The organism is Mesorhizobium sp. 113-3-3 (assembly GCF_016756495.1).
Taxonomy (GTDB): Bacteria; Pseudomonadota; Alphaproteobacteria; order Rhizobiales; family Rhizobiaceae; genus Mesorhizobium.
Genome location: NZ_AP023243.1, coordinates 6,409,810 through 6,428,197, shown reverse-complemented (window position 1 = coordinate 6,428,197; position 18,388 = coordinate 6,409,810). Strand labels below are relative to the sequence as shown.

15 protein-coding genes are annotated in these 18,388 nt (G+C 60.4%); 12 read left to right on the top strand and 3 right to left on the bottom strand.

The window, feature by feature from the left end; all coding sequences use genetic code 11:
- Positions 1-125: 125 nt before the first annotated feature.
- Positions 126-878, bottom strand: coding sequence for a carbonic anhydrase (locus tag JG746_RS31070; RefSeq protein ID WP_010914007.1), 753 nt, complete (start codon positions 876-878; stop codon positions 126-128).
- A gap of 680 nt (positions 879-1,558) precedes the next feature.
- Between JG746_RS31070 and JG746_RS31065 the strand changes: the two genes are divergently transcribed.
- Together JG746_RS31065 and glmS are read left to right on the top strand one after the other, a co-directional pair.
- Positions 1,559-2,206: an acyl-homoserine-lactone synthase gene (locus JG746_RS31065; RefSeq protein WP_044549225.1), complete on the top strand. Its 648-nt coding sequence runs from the start codon at positions 1,559-1,561 to the stop codon at positions 2,204-2,206.
- Positions 2,207-2,660: 454 nt separating this feature from the next.
- The gene (gene glmS, locus JG746_RS31060; RefSeq protein ID WP_010914009.1) at positions 2,661-4,484 is read left to right on the top strand and encodes a glutamine--fructose-6-phosphate transaminase (isomerizing); all 1,824 of its coding nucleotides are present in this window, start codon (positions 2,661-2,663) and stop codon (positions 4,482-4,484) included.
- 395 nt (positions 4,485-4,879) lie between these two features.
- Here the strand turns inward: glmS and JG746_RS31055 are convergent, their stop codons facing one another.
- Together JG746_RS31055 and JG746_RS31050 are read right to left on the bottom strand one after the other, a co-directional pair.
- Positions 4,880-5,143, bottom strand: a complete 264-nt coding sequence (locus JG746_RS31055) for a hypothetical protein (RefSeq protein WP_044549227.1) — start codon at positions 5,141-5,143, stop codon at positions 4,880-4,882.
- A gap of 331 nt (positions 5,144-5,474) precedes the next feature.
- Positions 5,475-6,638, bottom strand: a complete 1,164-nt coding sequence (locus JG746_RS31050) for a porin (protein WP_202323968.1) — start codon at positions 6,636-6,638, stop codon at positions 5,475-5,477.
- 1,339 nt (positions 6,639-7,977) lie between these two features.
- Here JG746_RS31050 and hemN point away from each other — a divergent pair.
- The 10 genes from hemN (at position 7,978) to trbJ (ending at position 18,374) form a co-directional block, all read left to right on the top strand.
- Positions 7,978-9,303 carry an oxygen-independent coproporphyrinogen III oxidase gene (gene hemN, locus JG746_RS31045; RefSeq protein ID WP_202323967.1) on the top strand — a complete coding sequence of 442 codons (1,326 nt, stop codon included), beginning with the start codon at positions 7,978-7,980 and terminating at the stop codon, positions 9,301-9,303.
- 586 nt (positions 9,304-9,889) lie between these two features.
- A complete protein-coding gene (locus JG746_RS31035; protein WP_172347046.1) occupies positions 9,890-10,288 on the top strand; it encodes a hypothetical protein in 399 nt (132 codons plus the stop codon).
- Entirely contained in the window at positions 10,279-10,668 is a 390-nt protein-coding gene (locus JG746_RS31030; RefSeq protein ID WP_172352291.1) for a hypothetical protein, read from the top strand. The genes JG746_RS31035 and JG746_RS31030 overlap by 10 nt, the downstream gene beginning before the upstream one ends.
- A 420-nt stretch (positions 10,669-11,088) precedes the next feature.
- Entirely contained in the window at positions 11,089-13,119 is a 2,031-nt protein-coding gene (locus tag JG746_RS31025) for a conjugal transfer protein TraG (protein ID WP_202323965.1), read from the top strand.
- Between the two features lie 118 nt (positions 13,120-13,237).
- On the top strand, positions 13,238-13,651 hold the full coding sequence (locus JG746_RS31020) for a hypothetical protein (protein ID WP_006329210.1): 414 nt from the start codon (positions 13,238-13,240) through the stop codon (positions 13,649-13,651).
- Entirely contained in the window at positions 13,648-14,616 is a 969-nt protein-coding gene (trbB, locus tag JG746_RS31015) for a P-type conjugative transfer ATPase TrbB (protein ID WP_202295876.1), read from the top strand. The genes JG746_RS31020 and trbB overlap by 4 nt, the downstream gene beginning before the upstream one ends.
- 11 nt (positions 14,617-14,627) lie before the next feature.
- On the top strand, positions 14,628-14,936 hold the full coding sequence (locus tag JG746_RS31010; RefSeq protein WP_010914020.1) for a TrbC/VirB2 family protein: 309 nt from the start codon (positions 14,628-14,630) through the stop codon (positions 14,934-14,936).
- On the top strand, positions 14,936-15,208 hold the full coding sequence (locus JG746_RS31005) for a VirB3 family type IV secretion system protein (protein ID WP_006329217.1): 273 nt from the start codon (positions 14,936-14,938) through the stop codon (positions 15,206-15,208). Before JG746_RS31010 ends, JG746_RS31005 begins: the two co-directional genes overlap by 1 nt.
- Positions 15,202-17,652, top strand: coding sequence for a conjugal transfer protein TrbE (trbE, locus tag JG746_RS31000; protein WP_202323964.1), 2,451 nt, complete (start codon positions 15,202-15,204; stop codon positions 17,650-17,652). The genes JG746_RS31005 and trbE overlap by 7 nt, the downstream gene beginning before the upstream one ends.
- On the top strand, positions 17,649-18,374 hold the full coding sequence (gene trbJ, locus JG746_RS30995) for a P-type conjugative transfer protein TrbJ (protein ID WP_065004902.1): 726 nt from the start codon (positions 17,649-17,651) through the stop codon (positions 18,372-18,374). Before trbE ends, trbJ begins: the two co-directional genes overlap by 4 nt.
- Positions 18,375-18,388 lie beyond the last annotated feature (14 nt).

The window sequence follows — 18,388 nt, the reverse complement described above, 5'->3', positions numbered from 1 at the left end:
TTAACGAAGTTTATGACACAGTAGTACTAGGGCATTATGGTCGATGCCAGCGCCACCAGGGTGCCGTCGTACTGTTCGAAACCCCCCGATTGTTACCGCGGTTTTGCTTGACGCGCGCGATGACCTTAGCTGAGGCCTAGGATGAAGCGCCGATTGGAGGGACGGATCGACCGCGCGTTAGATGCGTAAAGCGTCGTAAACCGCTTGATGTCTGCGGTGTCGACCTCGACCGGTTCCATTGCAACCATCCACTCCACGTTTTCGGTGCAGGGCGGAGTCGTTAATGATCCCTCATAGGTCCAATAGCCGAGCGAGGCCGGCAAAAGCCCGTTGGGATCGAACTCGTCAACTGCCATCTCCTCGCCGGGCCGGGCCGGAAAGACCTTGGCGAGACCGGCAAAGCTGTTATTTGTCGCGCCAGGCATAAGAAGGGCGCTCAGCACACCCAGAGTATCGCTCTTTGTGTCTTTATGGACAAAATGCGCTTCCATCGGGAAGCTCATGCCCGCCACGTGATGCTCGCTCGGCGCGTGGAAATGCAACTGTGCCAGTTGGTAGACGCGATCCCCGCGGGTCAAGGTGCTGCCTTCCGGCATGTTGATTTGAATGGTGTGGCCGTTGTTCACCATCCTGCCGCCGCCCTTGAGCCAACTGATGTCGATGCGCGGTATATCCGCCTTTACCGTGCCGGCGATGTCGATGGGTGACTGCTGCCTGCCCGCCGAACAGGCGAAATTTCTCGTGTCCAGATCGGCCCAATGCTCCGGCCCGACCGAGCCGCCATATCCCCAATGGGCGCTGGCCGCACGCGCGGTCTGGGCGCAGATCGGGCACACGCCCAGCGCGATGAATGCTCTAATCAGGTTACGACGATGCATATTGCCTCGCTCCTTGATGCGAACCTTATGTCCTTGCTTCCAATTGGTGCAGTCAAGGCACAGCCGCAAGGGCGGGCGTAGGTTGAGCCGCGCCACCAGCGTACACGCCAGCCAGTCCTCGTCGAACTGGTAAACTGGAAGAAGCGTCGCCGCCGGCGATCGTTGGAGGCTACGCTCGCCGGTCCGTGGAAATGGCTGGCGACGTGGCTCAGATTCACCGTGCCGCCGCTGATCAGGCCAACAACCAGCACAGCCGGCGTCGCCGGTCCGGCTGTTACTCGGCGGTATGTGGCGCGTAACGTTGAAGCGGGAGTGTCGGGCAGGCAGTGCATTGCAAAGGATCCCCTCTTTGGCGAGACGAATTCCTCCATTCCAACTGATTCCCGACCTCTCCGCCACCCACTGTGTAGCCTGCCCGCCACGCTCCCAAGACCATAAAGGCATGGATAAAACTCGCGAATACGCCTTGGAAAGCAGGTCTCAAAGGGCAAGGGGACCTTCCATCTGGAAAATGCCAAGCAAAGCTCGCGTTCGGACGATCCATGCGGTTGCCAGGCTGGCTGCCTCCGGTCAGGCGAGATCCGGATCCTTCCGCGAGGATAGCTGTAAACGTCCACAGGCTGCATCGCTGTGCGCTTTGCCCTTCGATGGCGGGAACACAACCCGCACGGAGGCGACGAATGATTCAGCTGATCACACCTGGCCTCTACAGCGAATTCGCAGGCGAGCTCAAAGAGATGCACGGGCTCAGATATCGGGTTTTCAAGGAGAGGCTCGATTGGGAAGTTCAGACCGGAGGCGAAATGGAAACAGACACCTTTGACGACTTGAAGCCTGTCTATCTGCTGCTCAAGGGATCCGATTGGCGAATTCGTGGCTGCGTGCGCCTCTTGCCAACCACTGGGCCGACCATGTTGCGCGACACATTCCCGGCGCTGCTGGGTGAAGCTGTGGCGCCCGCGAGTCCCGACATATGGGAAAGCAGCCGTTTCGCGCTCGATTTGCCCCCATCAACGCCCAAGGCGGCAGGCGGCCTTGCCCAAGCAACCTACGAGCTCTTCGCCGGCATGATCGAATTCGGCTTGGCCAACAATCTCACCCGGATCGTGACGGTGACCGATACGCGTATGGAACGGATCCTTCGCCTCGCAACGTGGCCATTGTCGCGCATCGGAAAGCCGCAGCCCGTCGGCAAAACGGAGGCGGTGGCCGGGTTTCTCGAGATCTCTCACGCCAGCCTGTTGCGCATCCGCTGGAGGGGACGTCTGAATGGGCCGGTACTGTGGCGACCGATTCTCGGCCTGCCGCACGGCCCATGCGGTAGCTAAGACGTGGTGCGTGGCCCCAGGGATCGGAAGAGAGGGTTTGCTTCTCGTCGCCGAAAGGAGTCATTGCGTCCGGCCTGGAGAAGCAAACCGAGGAATGATGCATGAAGCAGCGTCCGCACAATTGAACGGCGAGATCAAAGAGTGCGCTGGGGCTACCCATTCGCACTCGGCCCAAGTATTCCCCGTCTCCTCCGGCCGGCTTGCATGCTATTAACGCAGGTGAGGGCGCCGGCCATGATATGCGCAGCCCGTTGAAGGCGGAAGCGTACGCCCCGGTTCACATCACCCGCATTGGACTGAGATTTAGTTCATCCATGGCGTGGATGATGGCTATCCCAACAATCAATTTTACCGAACTGACTGGATTCCATTAGAAGACTCTAACTGAGCGCATGCCGGGCGGCGTCCCTCGTCTGCGTCGGCTAAGGCTGCCGGGAAGACTTCGGAGAAGAACATGTGCGGAATTGTTGGCATCGTTGGGCAACAGCCGGTGTCGGAACGCCTGGTCGACGCATTGAAGCGTCTGGAATACCGCGGCTATGATTCGGCCGGCATTGCGACGATCACCGATGGCACCTTGCACCGCCGGCGCGCGGAGGGCAAGCTCGTCAATCTCGAGAGGAGACTCAAGGAAGAGCCGCTGGGTGGTACCATCGGCATCGCCCACACCCGCTGGGCAACCCATGGGCCACCGACGGAACGCAATGCACACCCGCACTTCACGGATGGTGTGGCCGTCGTCCATAACGGCATCATCGAGAATTTCGCCGAACTGAAGGACGAATTGGCGGCGACGGGAGCCGAGTTCCAGACCGACACCGACACTGAGGTCCTTGCGCATCTCTTGGCAAGGCACCGCCGGGAGGGCATGAGGCGTGGTGAGGCGGTGCATGCCATGCTGAAAAGCGTCAGGGGTGCCTACGCGCTTGCCATCCTCTTTGAGGATGATCCGTCGACCATCATCGCGGCGCGCAATGGACCACCGCTGGCGATCGGTCACGGCGACGGCGAGATGTTCCTGGGCTCCGACGCGATCGCGCTTGCTCCATTCACGAATGAAATCACCTATCTCATCGACGGTGACTGGGCCGTTGTCGGCAGGACGGGCGCTGATATATTTGATTACGACGGCCACCCCGTCGCGCGTCCGCGCCAGACCTCCGTGGCCGTGGCCACTCTGGCCAACAAGGGCAGCCATCGCCACTTCATGGAGAAGGAAATCCTCGAGCAGCCCGAGGTCATCGCCGATGCGCTCGGTCATTATATCAATTTCATCGAAAATGGTGCCGATGCGGTTTCTGGCATCGACTTCGCCAAGATCCCGAGCTTGGCGATCTCTGCCTGCGGCACCGCATATCTCGCCGGGCTGATCGGAAAATACTGGTTCGAGCGCTATGCGCGCCTGCCGGTCGAAATAGATGTTGCATCCGAATTCCGCTATCGCGAGATTCCATTGTCGCCGCAGTCTGCGGCTCTGTTCATTTCACAGTCGGGCGAAACCGCCGATACGCTGGCATCGCTGAGGTACTGCAAGCAGCTTGGGCTGAAAATTGGCGCTGTCGTCAATGCGCGCGAATCGACCATCGCTCGGGAGGCCGATGTGGTCTTCCCGATCCTTGCCGGCCCAGAGATCGGCGTCGCCTCCACCAAGGCCTTCACCTGCCAGCTAGCCGCTCTTGCCGCACTCGCCATCCACGCAGCCAAGGCCCGCGGAACCGTGACCGAAGATGAGGTGCAGGCGCTCGTCGAGAGCCTCGCCGAAATGCCGCGCCTCATGAGGCAGGTACTGGACAGCATCCAGCCGGAGATTGAGCTTCTGTCGCGCGAACTGTCAAAGTGTCATCATGTCCTTTATCTCGGCCGTGGCACAAATTTCCCGCTGGCGATGGAGGGGGCGCTGAAGCTCAAGGAGATTTCCTACATCCACGCCGAAGGCTATGCGGCGGGTGAATTGAAGCACGGTCCTATCGCATTGATAGACGAGAACATGCCAGTGATCGTCATCGCGCCACATGATCGCTTTTTCGACAAGACCCTCTCCAACATGCAGGAAGTGGCCGCCCGCGGAGGGCGCATTATCCTCATCACCGATGGAAAAGGGGCAGCCGCATCGAAACTCGATACGATGCACACGATCGTGCTGCCGGCCACCGACGAGATTATCGCGCCGATGATCTTCTCGCTGCCGATACAGCTTCTTGCGTACCACACGGCGCTCTTCATGGGCACAGATCTCGACCAGCCACGCAACCTGGCAAAATCAGTCACCGTCGAATGATGTGACGCCTTCATTAGTCGCAACGCTCGCCCATTCGGAAAAAACTCCAAGCACTTCAACCGGGGCTCAAGCGCGCCGCTACCGCCTTGCCGTTATTTGCTGGAGCATGCCGTTTAGCGACGATTGGTTATCCCTTTGGCCTCCCCTCACGCTGCTTGGCTGTGCCTACTGGCAAACCCGGTCGAGAAAAGCATCGAATACGCAGCAATAGCGCTAACCACAAAGCGATCCTCCTGCCGCATGCGGATAAAACCCTTCGCTGTCCCTATTTCGTCCTCGCTCGATGATTGCGGCTCGCCGCGGTCTTCGTCGGTGAGACGGTTGCCCTTTGACTTTGCCAGGCGGCCAGCTGCGATGTGCGGGCTGTAGGAATCCCGTGTAACCTCGTTCTGGATCTAACGCTCACCGATAGGCCCGGCCAGTCGCAAGAGGACCGGGCGATGATCGGACACTTCCAGGAACCGCTCGATGGTTCGGTCGAGCGCGAGGATCATGAAATCGTGGCCGCACGGCAGGAGATTGGGCGAGATAAAGACATGGTCGATCAGCGACTTGAAGGGCGCCTTGACGCAGGTGATTTGCTTGTCCGAAGCATCCTGCGCGGCGAGCGCGGTCAGGCCGGCGGCGGTCAGCGCGGTCTCCGGAAGCCAAGGTTGCATTGAGTCGCCGCCGATTCAGTCGTTATCGAAGCTGGGATACTAGGCGAGTTCGGCGATTGCTTCGGCGATCACGCGCCCACCCATCTGCCGGCGGCCTCCACCGTGTCGCCGGACTGCGCCGCACGCGTCAGCGCAAGTGCCGGGACCGCCAGCAAACCTGCCGCAACGCTTTGCCAGCTGTCACATCCCGGCAGGCGGGGCATCGGCCGCGCCCTAATCGCAGCTGTATCCGATTGCAAACGTGCCAGCGCTTATCTGCCGCAGGCGTGGCAGGTCCCCCGCATAATCGTCATTCGCCGCCTGAGGCACCGAGATGAAGCTCTTCCTCCCGTTAGAATGAACGTTCGAAACGGAGGATGCCGCCGACACTGCTCTTTTTGTTGGCATTCGCCCAGCTAATGGAAGGGTCGACCTTGCCGACGGCGAAGTCGCCGTAGCGGTCATAGTCGAGTTCGGCTGTAATTGTGAAATCTGCAAGAAACGTATAGGCGACGTTTGCAGCGACACCATAGTTCCTGAGCTGATCACCCGAGAGCTGAAGATTCAACGAAGTTGTCTCATTGAGCTTGTAAGTGGCGCCGGCCCAGAAAGCCCAGTTACCGCCCCAACTTTTGTAGAACCCGCGACCATGAGCGTCGATTGCGTTAGTGACGTCATCGTTGAGCTTGCCGCTGGAGCCGTAGCCGAACATTCCGAATAGCGAGAGTTGGTCGGTAACATCGACGTCGATGCGGACCTTGCCCGCGACCGATTCGTAGTTGCTATCATAAGCGACAACGCCGGTGATCGCGCCCCAGTGTTGTGTGTATTTCACTCCGCCGACTAGGTGCGGAACGTAGCTGTCGATGGTGCCGACCAGGCCCGAGCCTTCTTCGAGTGAAACCACAGCCGAAAAGCCGTTACCGGCGTCAAAGTAGTACTGAACCACATTAGTATCGAAGGCGCCGTACGGGATAAGCATCTGATTGAGCACGTCGCCCGCGTAGCCATTAAACATGTCGAAGGCGGACCAGTCCTTGCCAACTCGGAGGCCACCAAGCTGAACCCAGGCGAAAGTCAACGTGATGCCTTGGCTGAAGGCATAGTATCGAGGACTGTCCGAACCGGAATAGGCCGTGTGCTTGCCGTAGTTCATGCGGGTCTCGATGTAGGTCTGCAATGTACCGAGTTCGGTCTCTTGCCCGGTCCAAGTTTTGAATGTGAAACGCGTGTGGTTTTGCCATATGCCCTGGGCCTCGCCAGTCTTCACATCCGTGGCTCTAGCTTTGTCATGCGACACGACATCGCCGAGGCCGATGTCGTAACGGATATAGCCGCCGATGCGCAGGCAGGTCTCGGTGCCGGGGATGTAGTAGTAACCAGCGCCGTAAACGTCGCAGATCTTGACGTATTCAACGGGCTCAGGCTCGGCCAGGACGATGGCGTCGGCGGCTCGGGCACAGGAAACGGCGATCAGGGCCGCAGCTGAGCCGAGCAGGAGGCTCCTGATGTTCATTCTTGATCTCCGTTCAAATATTAAAGAAGGGGACGTCAACGAACGAGCCAGCCCTTCCTGTCCCACAATCGAAAACGATGCACATCGCGCTGCGCCCATCGCAGTATGACGCACGGGTCATAATAATGATTCAACAACAGAGGCGATGAATCTGAATCATACTTCCACGCGATAAGATGTTGTTCTCATATCACCTGCTTGAAATGCCCGGGGGAGGAATCAAACACTTCTGGGTCGATCGCCATGATTATCTCCGATAGCTGCGGGCGTACCGGCTTCAGAAAATCACCCCGCAAGCGACGTGCCAACCTCACGACCAAGCTACGATTGACACTCAAGTTTGCCGTCGGACCTTGGCTTGCGTTTCCTTTTCTGCTCTGAGGGTCAAGCTGAGCACGAAAAGCAAATGTTTCGGACATGGTTCGTCTGTTCGCTTCGCGACAGTATCGTTCAATGGCGATAGCTTTTGTTTGTTTTGAGCCTCGACATTGTTGACATCATGCGAGTGCACCGCTCGGTACGTCAGCCGAGATGCCCCACTGATGCCGACATGCCTAGGCGTAAGCGTCCTCGTTAGGGCGAAGGGCCACACCTCGGCGGTGGCGAGGTGCACCAGCTGTCCAGCTAGTCCGGACAAAGTGGTTCCGAAAGGCGGGAAGGTCGAGACGAGCCGTTGTAAGCCCCTCTCTGAATCGGAAGCCGTGCATGGGCCATTTTTGTTTTTACGGAAGCACATGCGAATTCGCTCGATTGTCAGCTGCGAGCGATGCTTGAGTTGCGCTTCACTCCGGCGCTTTGCCGGGCCACAGGAGCGCGATTTGTCGGTGATCATGCGCCTGGCGTAGCGCTACTTTCTAAATTGGTTCATCAGGCTTGCAGCCTTGGCAGGGGCGGACCTGGACGGTCTCCTCGAGCACAATTCCCGCTCTGACAGACGGTGCGCCACAGCCAAAGCCTCGTGCCGGCAATTAATACGACGAACTCATCGAGATGCCAGGTATCGCTACGTGACGCCGTCTTACGCACCAGCCGGCGAGCAAAAGTCTGGTCCCAACGCCGAATCGACTGGTCGGACGGGGCATGCTGCGTTCCATCGGACGCTGAAGGGAGGGGATAGGATAGGATAGTAGCACCAAACGGTGTGCGGGAAAGTCTCGACGGGAAACCCACGGCGCTTGTCGCTGACCAGCGCGTGCTCATACCATCGCTGTCCAGCCAAGGCTGAATGGGGCTATCGCTGCGAAATAATCGGGCCCAAAGCGGACCGGACTGATATAGCGCAAAGACACAGGAGAGCGCAGTGGTAAGGATGGAAGGCAACAACATGGGACGGTAACTGTTGCAGACCACAAAACATCGCGAAGCCCACCTGCCTTGGTACACCATCTATCCGACTGTCGCGGAGTTCTCTGGGGCGGTCGGCGCCGACGCTTATGAGGAATGGCTCAGGAACCTACCGGCTAACGATCCGGCGTCACTCTACTTGCACGTTCCGTTCTGCCGATCAAAGTGCTGGTATTGCGGCTTCCCCACCACCATCACCCGCCATGATGCGCCGATCGTTAATTATCTGGCGGCGCTGCGTGACGAGATACGTTTGGTCTCGGAGCACGCGCCGCAGGCGCTGCCCGTGAGCGATGTGCATTTCGGCGGCGGAACGCCAACTCTCATGGGGCCAGTTGAGTTCCTCGCCCTGACGGAATTCCTGCGCCGCCACTTTGCGCTTGCGGAAACAGCTACGATCGCCGTCGAGATCGATCCACGCACGTTCACGGCCGATATGGCCGAAGCCTTGCAAGCAGCCGGCGTGAACCGCGCGAGCCTCGGCGTGCAGAGCTTCGATCCCATTGTTCAAAGAGCGATCAACCGGGTCCAGAGTGAGGCGCAGACGGCGGCTGCCGTCGAAATGCTGCGTCGGCATGGAGTGACAAGCATCAACTTCGACCTCATCTTTGGTCTCCCGCATCAAACGGTGCAGTCTTGCGTCGAGACCACGAGGGCGGCGGTCGCCATGCGCCCCAACCGGCTTGCGGTGTTCGGCTACTCGCACATTCCGTCCTTTATTAAGAATCAGCGCCTCATCGAGGAGGCATCGCTTCCGGGCAGCGCTGCCCGCGCCGAACAGGATGCGGCCATTGCCGTGACGCTGATTGCCGCCGGCTACCGAGAGATCGGGCTCGACCATTTCGCCTTGCCGGACGACGATCTCGCGCTGGCACAGAAAACCGGTCGCCTGCGGCGCAACTCGCTGGGCTACTCGGCCGACACCTGCAAAACCCTGATCGGTTTCGGCGCGTCGGCTATCGGGCGTGTCGGCGAGGGCTACGTTCAGAACGAGGTTACACGGGATTCCTACTGCCGGCACATCGCGGCTGGCCGTCTGGCGACGTCAAAGGGCTACCGTCTCACCGACGAAGACCGCGCGCGAGCCGCAATCATCGAGCGACTAATGTGCGATCTCGAGGCCGATGTGCCGGCAATCTGTGCCGCCCACGGATCTGATCCGATCCATTTTCTCGATTCAGCTGAACGCTTGGCGATGCTTGCCAAGGACGGGATTGTGGACATCGAAAAGGGTTTTGTCCGCGTAAGGCGGCAGCATCGCTTTGCGATGCGCGTTGTCGCTGCCGCATTCGACGCTTTTCTCGACCGGGTTGCCCGCTGAGTCAGCCAACCAAGTGTGAGGAGGCCAAGGCGACGCCGAAGCGAAATTTGACGCCCATGCGGTTTCCTTTCTTCGAGGTCAGGATTTCACAGCCTTCGCCGGCGTAGCAGGCCTCAAGCGGCTTCCCGCCCTCGAAGAAAGCCACGGTGTCGCATCGATCGTGATCCGCTCGAATTGGTGCGATAGCCGATCTCGTAGTAGGCGCGTACTCATCTGCGCTCTGGTCTCCGCCTTATAAGCCATGACTGGATCGAGCGTTCCATCGTCAGGAAGGGATAGACCAACTGCCAATCCCGGACCCAAATTCGACAGGGCGCGCTGCTTGATCTGGTCGTCCTCAAATGTAGATCGGCTGGACCGCGGGATCGTGGCTATATGCGTGATCTTTCTCAGCTGCTTGATCGTGGATCTTGCCGCTCCCGCCGCCGGCCACGATGTAGAAGGGCTTGCCCTCCACGGCGATCTCGCCGTTCCTGCTGAACGATCCCGCCGACACGATATAGGGCTTGAGGGTCGGTCACGACGATGTTGTCCCCTGCCGCGGCGATGCACGGCCGTGCCCGTCCATCGAATAGAGGTCGTGAGCTTGAGCGAGTTGGCGATCTTGCCAGCCACGAAGCTTGGCGTTCTGGTGACGCTCAACAAGGCGACCGCAGCAATGGAACGTGCTGCCAGAGAAGCCGAATCCGTTGAGGCGGGCGGCAAGCTGCGGCCGCGCGTGCAAATCTGTATGGTCAGGGAACTATTGAAGGGCAGAAAGCCCACGCTTCCACCTGTCTATGACATTGTCTCTGCCGCTGCCGCCCGGCAGGTGGCCGCCGCGGTTGCCAACGCGACAGGAAATACGGGACCCGCCGTCCTTCAAATATTCCATCGCCGGCAGCGGACAGAAAGCCACGAACAATCAGTCGCCGACACCTGTGAACAAGCCGTGTGCGACATTGCAATCATCCATTTATTGGCTCAACTGCCCACATGGCCGTGAATGAACTGGATTTGTTGGTTTTCCAGATGGCAGTGGAAAGCGTCCGCTCACTCTGCTTGAGCTTCAATGACAAAGCGGCGGAGATAGCCGCGAGGAGCCGCGGAAACCTGCTTTTCGATGTGCGGATCGATGATGACGCCGAGGTCCAACGGCTCGCAGCCATCCGATATCGAGGCGGGCAGATTGGTGTGCTGGCGTTGGACAGACAAGGCCTTATTAGCCGCTACTGCGTCATCGACGATACCTTCTCCCGCTTCATTGCACCGTTGGAGAATTGGACCAGCATGCCGGTGTCAATGCAGGCCAAATTCGATGTCACTCACCATGCCGGCCTCTTCCTAGACGCGTTGCGAAATGCCGGTCATATGCTTGGCAACTGAAGGCCGGAAGGTAACTTATCTGGGATAGAGGCAACGGGAAGGCGCCTTCCACTTATAAGGCAGCGCCCAATAAGTCGGTACTCGCCTGAGGAATTCCCATGGCGGGCAGGGCTACCTCGCGATCCGATCTCGATAGGCTTGTTGTACCTCAGACCGGACTCGATGTTCAGAATTTCCTCAGCGGCTTGCCCGCACGCCACCGCCAGCTCGCCGACCACGTGCTCACGATAGGCACGACCGATATGAGTCCCCTCCGACGTAGCAGTCCTCGGGAATGCGCGAATATTGATACACCTCGAAGGAGAGCAAACGGCGCGCCAAACAGCCTCTCATCGCACCAAGTCGTACATAGGGCGCATTCCTGTTCCGGCCGTCCCGGGCGATGCTCGATCCATCTCTCCAGAACAGCGGAGCAAGCCAGTGACGCCCACGAAGCTTCTGATTGGGCAGATCGCCATTGTGTTCGCCATCGTTCTCCTCAGCGTGTGGGCTGCCACGCAATGGTGCGCTCATATGCTAGCCTTTCAGGAACAACTCGGCGCGCCATGGTTTGTCGCGGCTGGCTGGCCGATCTACGAGCCGTGGAAACTGTTGGAATGGTGGTTCCAATTCGATGCCTATGCGCCCGAGGTATTCGACAAGGCGGGCATGCTTGCGGGCACCAGTGGATTCATGGGCTGTGCCGCTGCGATCGCTGGTTCCCTCTGGCGCGCGCGCCAGCGCGGCTTGGTCACCACCTATGGCTCCTCTCGATGGGCGGCGACGCGGGAGATCGAGAAAGCAGGGCTGTTTCAGCCGGCAGGCGTCTTCCTCGGCAAACTGAAGGACCGGTATCTGCGTCATGACGGGCCTGAGCACGTCATGGCCTTTGCGCCGACACGTTCCGGCAAGGGCGTCGGACTGGTTGTCCCAACCCTTCTCTCCTGGTCCGGCTCGGCCGTCATTCACGACATCAAAGGCGAGAACTGGCAGCTGAGCTCCGGCTGGCGGTCGAGGTTCTCGCATTGCCTTTTGTTCAATCCGACTGATCCGCGATCGGCCCGCTACAACCCGCTGCTGGAGGTACGCAAAGGTTCGGACGAGATTCGCGATGTCCAAAACATCGCCGACATTCTAGTCGATCCGGAAGGCGCGCTGGAGCGGCGGAATCATTGGGAGAAGACCAGTCATTCACTCCTCGTCGGCGCTATCTTGCACGTGCTCTACGCCGAAGAGGAAAAGACTCTTGCCCGCGTCGCCACCTTTCTGTCGGACCCGCAACGCTCGTTTGCCGCGACTTTGCGGCGAATGATGACGACCAACCATCTCGGCTCGGCCAATAAGCCTGAGGTCCATCCCGTCGTGGCCTCGGCGGCACGAGAGGTGTTGAACAAATCGGAGAACGAACGTTCAGGCGTCCTCTCGACCGCCATGTCTTTTCTCGGCCTCTACCGTGATCCGACCGTGGCGGCGGTAACATCGGACTGCGACTGGCGCATTGCCGATCTGATGGATGCGGAGTGGCCGATGTCGCTCTATCTGGTCGTGCCGCCATCGGACATCTCGCGCACCAAGCCCTTGGTGCGACTGATCCTGAACCAAATCGGCAGGCGGCTGACGGAGCGCCTCGAGGGTGACCCAAAGAAGAGCCGCAAGCATCAACTGCTCATGATGCTGGATGAGTTTCCGGCGCTCGGTCGCCTCGACTTCTTTGAGACCGCGCTCGCGTTTATGGCCGGTTACGGAATTCGTGCCTACTTGATCGCGCAATCGTTGAACCAGATCTCCAAAGCGTATGGCGACAACAACGCCATTCTGGACAACTGCCATTTGCGAATTGCCTTTTCCTCCAATGATGAGCGCACGGCCAAGCGAATCTCGGACGCGCTTGGCACGGCCACGGAACTCAGATCCATGCGCAACTATGCGGGCCACCGGCTGGCACCTTGGCTCTCGCATGTCATGGTGAGCCGCCAGGAAACCGCCCGCCCGCTGCTGACACCGGGCGAGGTGATGCAATTGCCGCCCGCGGACGAACTGGTGCTGGTTTCGGGACTGCCCCCCATCCGGGCCAAAAAGCTGCGATACTATGAGGATCACAATTTCACCGAGCGGGTGCTGCCTTCGCCGGTGTTGCGCGACGGACCCTACGCGGACTGCCCGATGTCGCGGCCGGACGATTGGACTGGGCAAGTACGCGGCGTCGACCGTCGTCTTGCGTCCGACGATGAAAGCGCTGGCGCCGCGCTTGCGGACGAGGGAGGTGTTCAGCAGCAGCGCCATCCTGGCCTACCCGAAGAACATACCGCCGTCACCCAGGAACCGGACCAGGACGATCTGTCCAGACCCGCAGACGATGATAGCGAGGCGATGGCGGACAAGCGCGTCATGGACCGGATCTCCACCGTCGCAGGTGCCTATGGCATCAACGAGGGAAGGGACGATGATAAGGATATCGTCCCCGGCTTCTGAACGCTTTCCGCAGCTCGGGCGTATCTCAGCGTAGATAACGGCCGTAAGCAATTTTGGGCATCTCGATAATGCTTGTTCCGCCGCCGGCCCGCCAGCGCCGGCCAGTTGGAACAAGCGCATGAAGCCCCACCGCATTCGTCACCAGTTTCTGCTCGAACCGGAATTGAGCGAGAAGCTGGACAACCTCAGCCGCGATCCCTCGACCACAAAATCCGCGGTCGTCGCGAAGGCCGTAGAAGCTTTCATCGAGCGGCGTGGCGAGAATGAACTCGATCGGCGCTATGGCATGAGGCTGGACCGTCTTTCCCGCGACCTCAGTCACGTCAGGCGCGATGTCGACATGACATTGGAAAGCTTGGCGCTCTTCATCCGCTTTTCGATCACGCTTCATGCCCACACGCCTGTTCCGGACAAGGCGACGCAGGCGATTGCTCAGGAGCGTTTCGACAAATTCGTCGAGCAGGTCGGTCGCCAGATCGCATCGGGGAAACGCTCGTTTGGCAAAGACAATGGCGGAGGAGGGGAAGGATGAGCGCTCATCCAGAGGCCGACCACCGACGCCGCGCCATGCTGCGCACCGCCATGGGTCCGACGATCACTGAGGCGCTGGCCGATCCATTGGTCATCGAGGTGATGGTCAATCCCGATGGTGCGCTGCGGCTCGACCGGCTGGGAGAAGGCCGAATCGATACGGCCGTGCATATGCATCCTTCCGAGGCGGAACGCATCATCCGCCTGGTCGCTTCCCACGTGCGTGCCGAGGCGCATGCGGACAATCCGATTGTCAGCGCCGAATTGCCATCGGGCGAACGCTTCGAGGGACTGCTGCCGCCTGTCGTGCTGGCGCCTTGCTTTGCCATCCGCAAACCAGCCGCAAAGCTCTACACGCTGGCCAACTATGTTGCGGATCGCATCATGTTGCCGCTGCAGGCCGATGCGTTGATAAAGGCAGTCCGAGAACGGCGCAACATCCTTGTCGCCGGAGGCACGTCGTCGGGTAAGACGACGCTTGCCAATGCGCTGCTGGCCGAAGTCGCCGAATGCGACGAGCGAGTGATCCTCATCGAGGACACCCGCGAACTGCAATGCGCAGCAAAGGACTGCGTTGCCCTGAGAACCAGGCGGGGCTCGGTCACACTCGCCGATCTCGTGCGCTCGACGCTCCGGCTCCGCCCCGACCGCATCATCGTCGGTGAAGTCAGGGGCGCGGAAGCGCTGGACATGCTCAAGGCATGGAACACCGGGCACCCCGGCGGCATCGCCACGGTTCATGCCAATTCGGCGCGCTCTGCCCTCTATCGCATCGAGCAGCTTGCACAGGAAGCTGTCGTCACCGTGCCGCGCCGCCTCATCGCCAATGCCATCGATCTCATCGTCTTCATCGCGGGGCGCGGCTCGTCGCGCCGCATCGATGCAATCGCTGAGGTCACAGGTCTCGACGGCAGCGGCGACTACGCCCTCACCCCACTCACGCCTCCGCAACTCCAGCAACTCTGAAAGGCCCCCTTATGCGCAAGAAGCTCCGCTTTCTTTCGTTTGCCGCGCTCGCGTTTCTTCTCACAGTTCCGGCGCACGCTGCCGGCTCCGGCATGCCTTGGGAACAGCCGCTGCAGCAGATCCTGGAATCGGTGCAGGGACCGGTCGCCAAAATCGTCGCGGTGATCATCATCATCACCACCGGCTTGACCCTTGCCTTCGGCGATACTGCAGGCGGTTTCCGCCGGCTGATTCAGATCGTCTTCGGCCTGTCGATCGCCTTCGCCGCATCGAGCTTCTTCCTCTCGTTCTTCTCCTTCGGCGGCGGGGCGCTCGTCTGATGGCCGCCGGAGTGCAACATATCGAGGGCTTCGAGGTTCCCGTTCACCGGGCCTTGACTGAACCGATCCTGCTGGGCGGCGCGCCGCGGGCGGTGGCGATCCTCAACGGCACGGTGGCTGCGGCCATCGGACTAGGCTTGCAGCAATGGATTGCCGGGCTAGTGCTCTGGCTTGGCGGCCACACGCTCGCGGTCTTTGCCGCAAGGCGCGATCCCGACTTTGCCAGCGTGCTTGTCCGTCACCTTCGCCTGAGGGGATGGCTCGCATGCTGAACCTTTCGGAATATCGCGGCAAGGCCGACCGGCTTGCCGACCATCTGCCCTGGGCAGCACTGGTGGCGCCCGGCATCGTGCTCAACAAGGACGGCAGCGTTCAGCGGACTCTTCGGTTTCGCGGGCCCGATCTGGAAAGCTCGACCGAAGCCGAACTCATCGGCATCTGCGCCCGGGCCAACAATGCGCTTAGACGCTTTGGCTCCGGCTGGACATTGTTTTTCGAGGCCGAGCGCATCGAAGCGCTGGGCTATCCGTCCTCGCGTTTCCCGGACGCGGCGTCATGGCTGGTTGATGAAGAACGGCGTGCTGCCTTCGAAGGCAAGGTCGCGCATTTCGAGAGCCGCTATCACCTGACCTTGTTGTCCATGCCGCCACCGGACGCCCAGGCGCGGGCGGAAAGCGCGCTCGTCGACTCGCATCATTCAGAAGGCGAAAGAGACTGGCGCCAGGAGATGGCGCGGTTCCGTGACGAGACCGACCGTGTGCTGGATCTTCTGTCGGGCTTCATGCCCGAAGTGCGTCCGCTCGATGACGCCGAGACGCTGACATACCTGCACGACACGATCTCGACCCGCCGCCATCCGGTCGCCGTGCCGGAAATGCCAATGTATCTGGACGGCATCCTGGTCGATGTGCCGCTTACCGGCGGCTTGGAGCCGATGCTGGGTGTGCAACATCTTCGCACACTTACCATCCTCGGCTTTCCGAACCTCACCCGGCCCGGAATCCTCGATGCCCTCAATCATCAGGATTTCGCCTATCGCTGGATGACGCGCTTCATTCCGCTCGACAAGACCGAGGCCACCAAGACGCTGACCCGCTTGCGCCGGCAGTGGTTTGCCAAGCGCAAATCGATCGTCGCAATCCTGCGCGAGGTTGTAAGCAACGAACCCGTTCCGCTCGTCGACAGCGACGCCGACAATAAGGCGCTCGACGCCGATGAAGCACTTCAGGCGTTGGGCGGCGATCATGTCGGCTTCGGGTATCTCACTGCAACGGTGACGGTATGGGACGAGGATCGCCAAGCCGCCGCTGAGAAACTTCGCGCGGTCGAGCGCATCATCAATGGGCTCGGGTTCACCACCATCCGCGAAAGCGTCAATGCGGTCGAAGCCTGGCTCGGCTCGCTGCCGGGTCATGTCTATGCCAACGTTCGTCAGCCGCTCGTTCACACGCTGAACCTTGCCCATCTCATGCCGCTTTCCTCGGTGTGGGCCGGTCCTGCGGCGAACGAGCATCTGGCTGAAGTCACTGGACGAGAGGCCCCGCCGCTCCTCATCGCCGAAACCAGCGGGTCGACTCCGTTCCGGCTTTCTTCCCATGTCGAAGATGTCGGCCACATGCTGATCGTTGGACCGACCGGCGCCGGAAAATCGGTGCTGCTTGCCCTGATCGCCCTGCAGTTTCGTCGCTATGCCGGCGCGCAGGTCTATGTCTTCGACAAAGGCAATTCGGCGCGCGCGGCAACGCTCGCCATGGGTGGAGAGCATCATGTCTTGGGTTCGGACGGTGCGCTTGCCTTCCAGCCACTGCGCAATATCGGTGATCAGGGTAGGCGCAGCTGGGCAGCTGAATGGATCGCCGGCCTGATTGCCCATGAGAACGTCACCCTCACGCCGGAGGTGAAGGAGGCGATCTGGTCGGCGCTCAACAGCCTCGCCACCGCGCCGGCGCAGGAGCGCACGCTGACCGGTCTGTCGGTCCTGCTTCAGTCCAATGCACTGAAGTCCGCCTTAATGCCCTACACGCTCGACGGTCCCTTCGGCCAATTGCTCGATGCCGATGACGATCGGCTGGCCTTGTCGGATGTGCAGTGCTTCGAGACCGAGGAGCTGATGCATAGCCAAAGCGCTGTGCTGCCTGTGCTCACCTATCTCTTCCATCGCCTTGAGGAGCGGTTCGACGGGCGACCGACGCTGCTCATGCTCGATGAGGCCTGGGTCTATCTCGACAATCCGCTTTTTGCTGCCCGCATCCGCCAATGGCTGAAGGTGCTGCGAAAGAAGAACGTATCGGTGATCTTCGCCACGCAGTCGCTTGCCGACATCGCCGGCTCTGCAATAGCGCCGGCGATCATCGAGAGCTGCCCACAGCGCATTTTTCTCCCCAATGATCGTGCCGTGGAACCGCAGGCACGGACTGCCTATGAGCGCTTCGGTCTCAACAACCGGCAGATCGAACTGATCGCCCGGGCCACGCCGAAGCGGCACTACTATTTGCAGTCGCGCTGCGGCAACCGTCTCTTCGAGCTCGGGCTCGGCCCCATCGCGCTTGCACTTTGCGGCGCCTCGGGTCCAGCCGCGCAAAGCCTGATCGACAGGGTCCTGTCCGAGCACGGGCAGGACAGCTTTGTCTTTCGCTTCCTCGGCGCCCGCGGCCTCGATTGGGCGGCCGAGCTTCTCCAGCAATTCCCTCAACCAACCAAGGAGCAATCGTCATGATGCGGCGCCGCTTTCTCTCGGGCCTGATCACCCTTTCGTTGATCGCCAAGCCGATGGCCGACTACGTGCAGCCGGCCTACGCGCTCATCGTGTTCGATCCGTCGAACTACGCTCAGAACGTGCTCACGGCGGCGCGCTCGCTGGAGCAGATCAACAACCAGATCCAGTCGCTCCAGAACCAGGCGACCGTGCTGCAGAACATGGCACGCAATCTTCAGAGTCTGGATTTTTCTTCCGTGGGTCAGCTTACCGGCTCGCTCCAACGGATCGACGGTCTGATGGACCAGGCAAGTGGCCTGAGCTTTGATCTCAACAAGCTTCAGGACCAGTGGCGTAATCAATATCCGGAAAGCTACGACGCCACGATCAAGGTCAGCGATGTAGCGAGCGCCGCACGTGACCGCTGGCAAAGCGCAATGCAGGCATTCCGTCAGACCATGGGTGTTCAGTCGCAGATCGTCGAGAATGTTCGCGGTGATGGCGACCTGCTTGCCGATCTCGTCAACCGCAGCCAAGGCGCGGCCGGTGCGCTTCAGGCAAGTCAGGCCACTAACCAGCTCCTTGCGCTTTCGACCAAGCAGCAGATGCAGATCCAGACGCTGCTCGCAACGCAGTTCCGCGCTGAGGCCGAGGATGCGGCGCGCAAGGCGCAGTCCGAGGAGGCCGCGCGCGAGACGACAAAGCGCTTCCTCGGCACAGGCACGGCCTATCCCGGCAACTGATCACCAATCTCTTG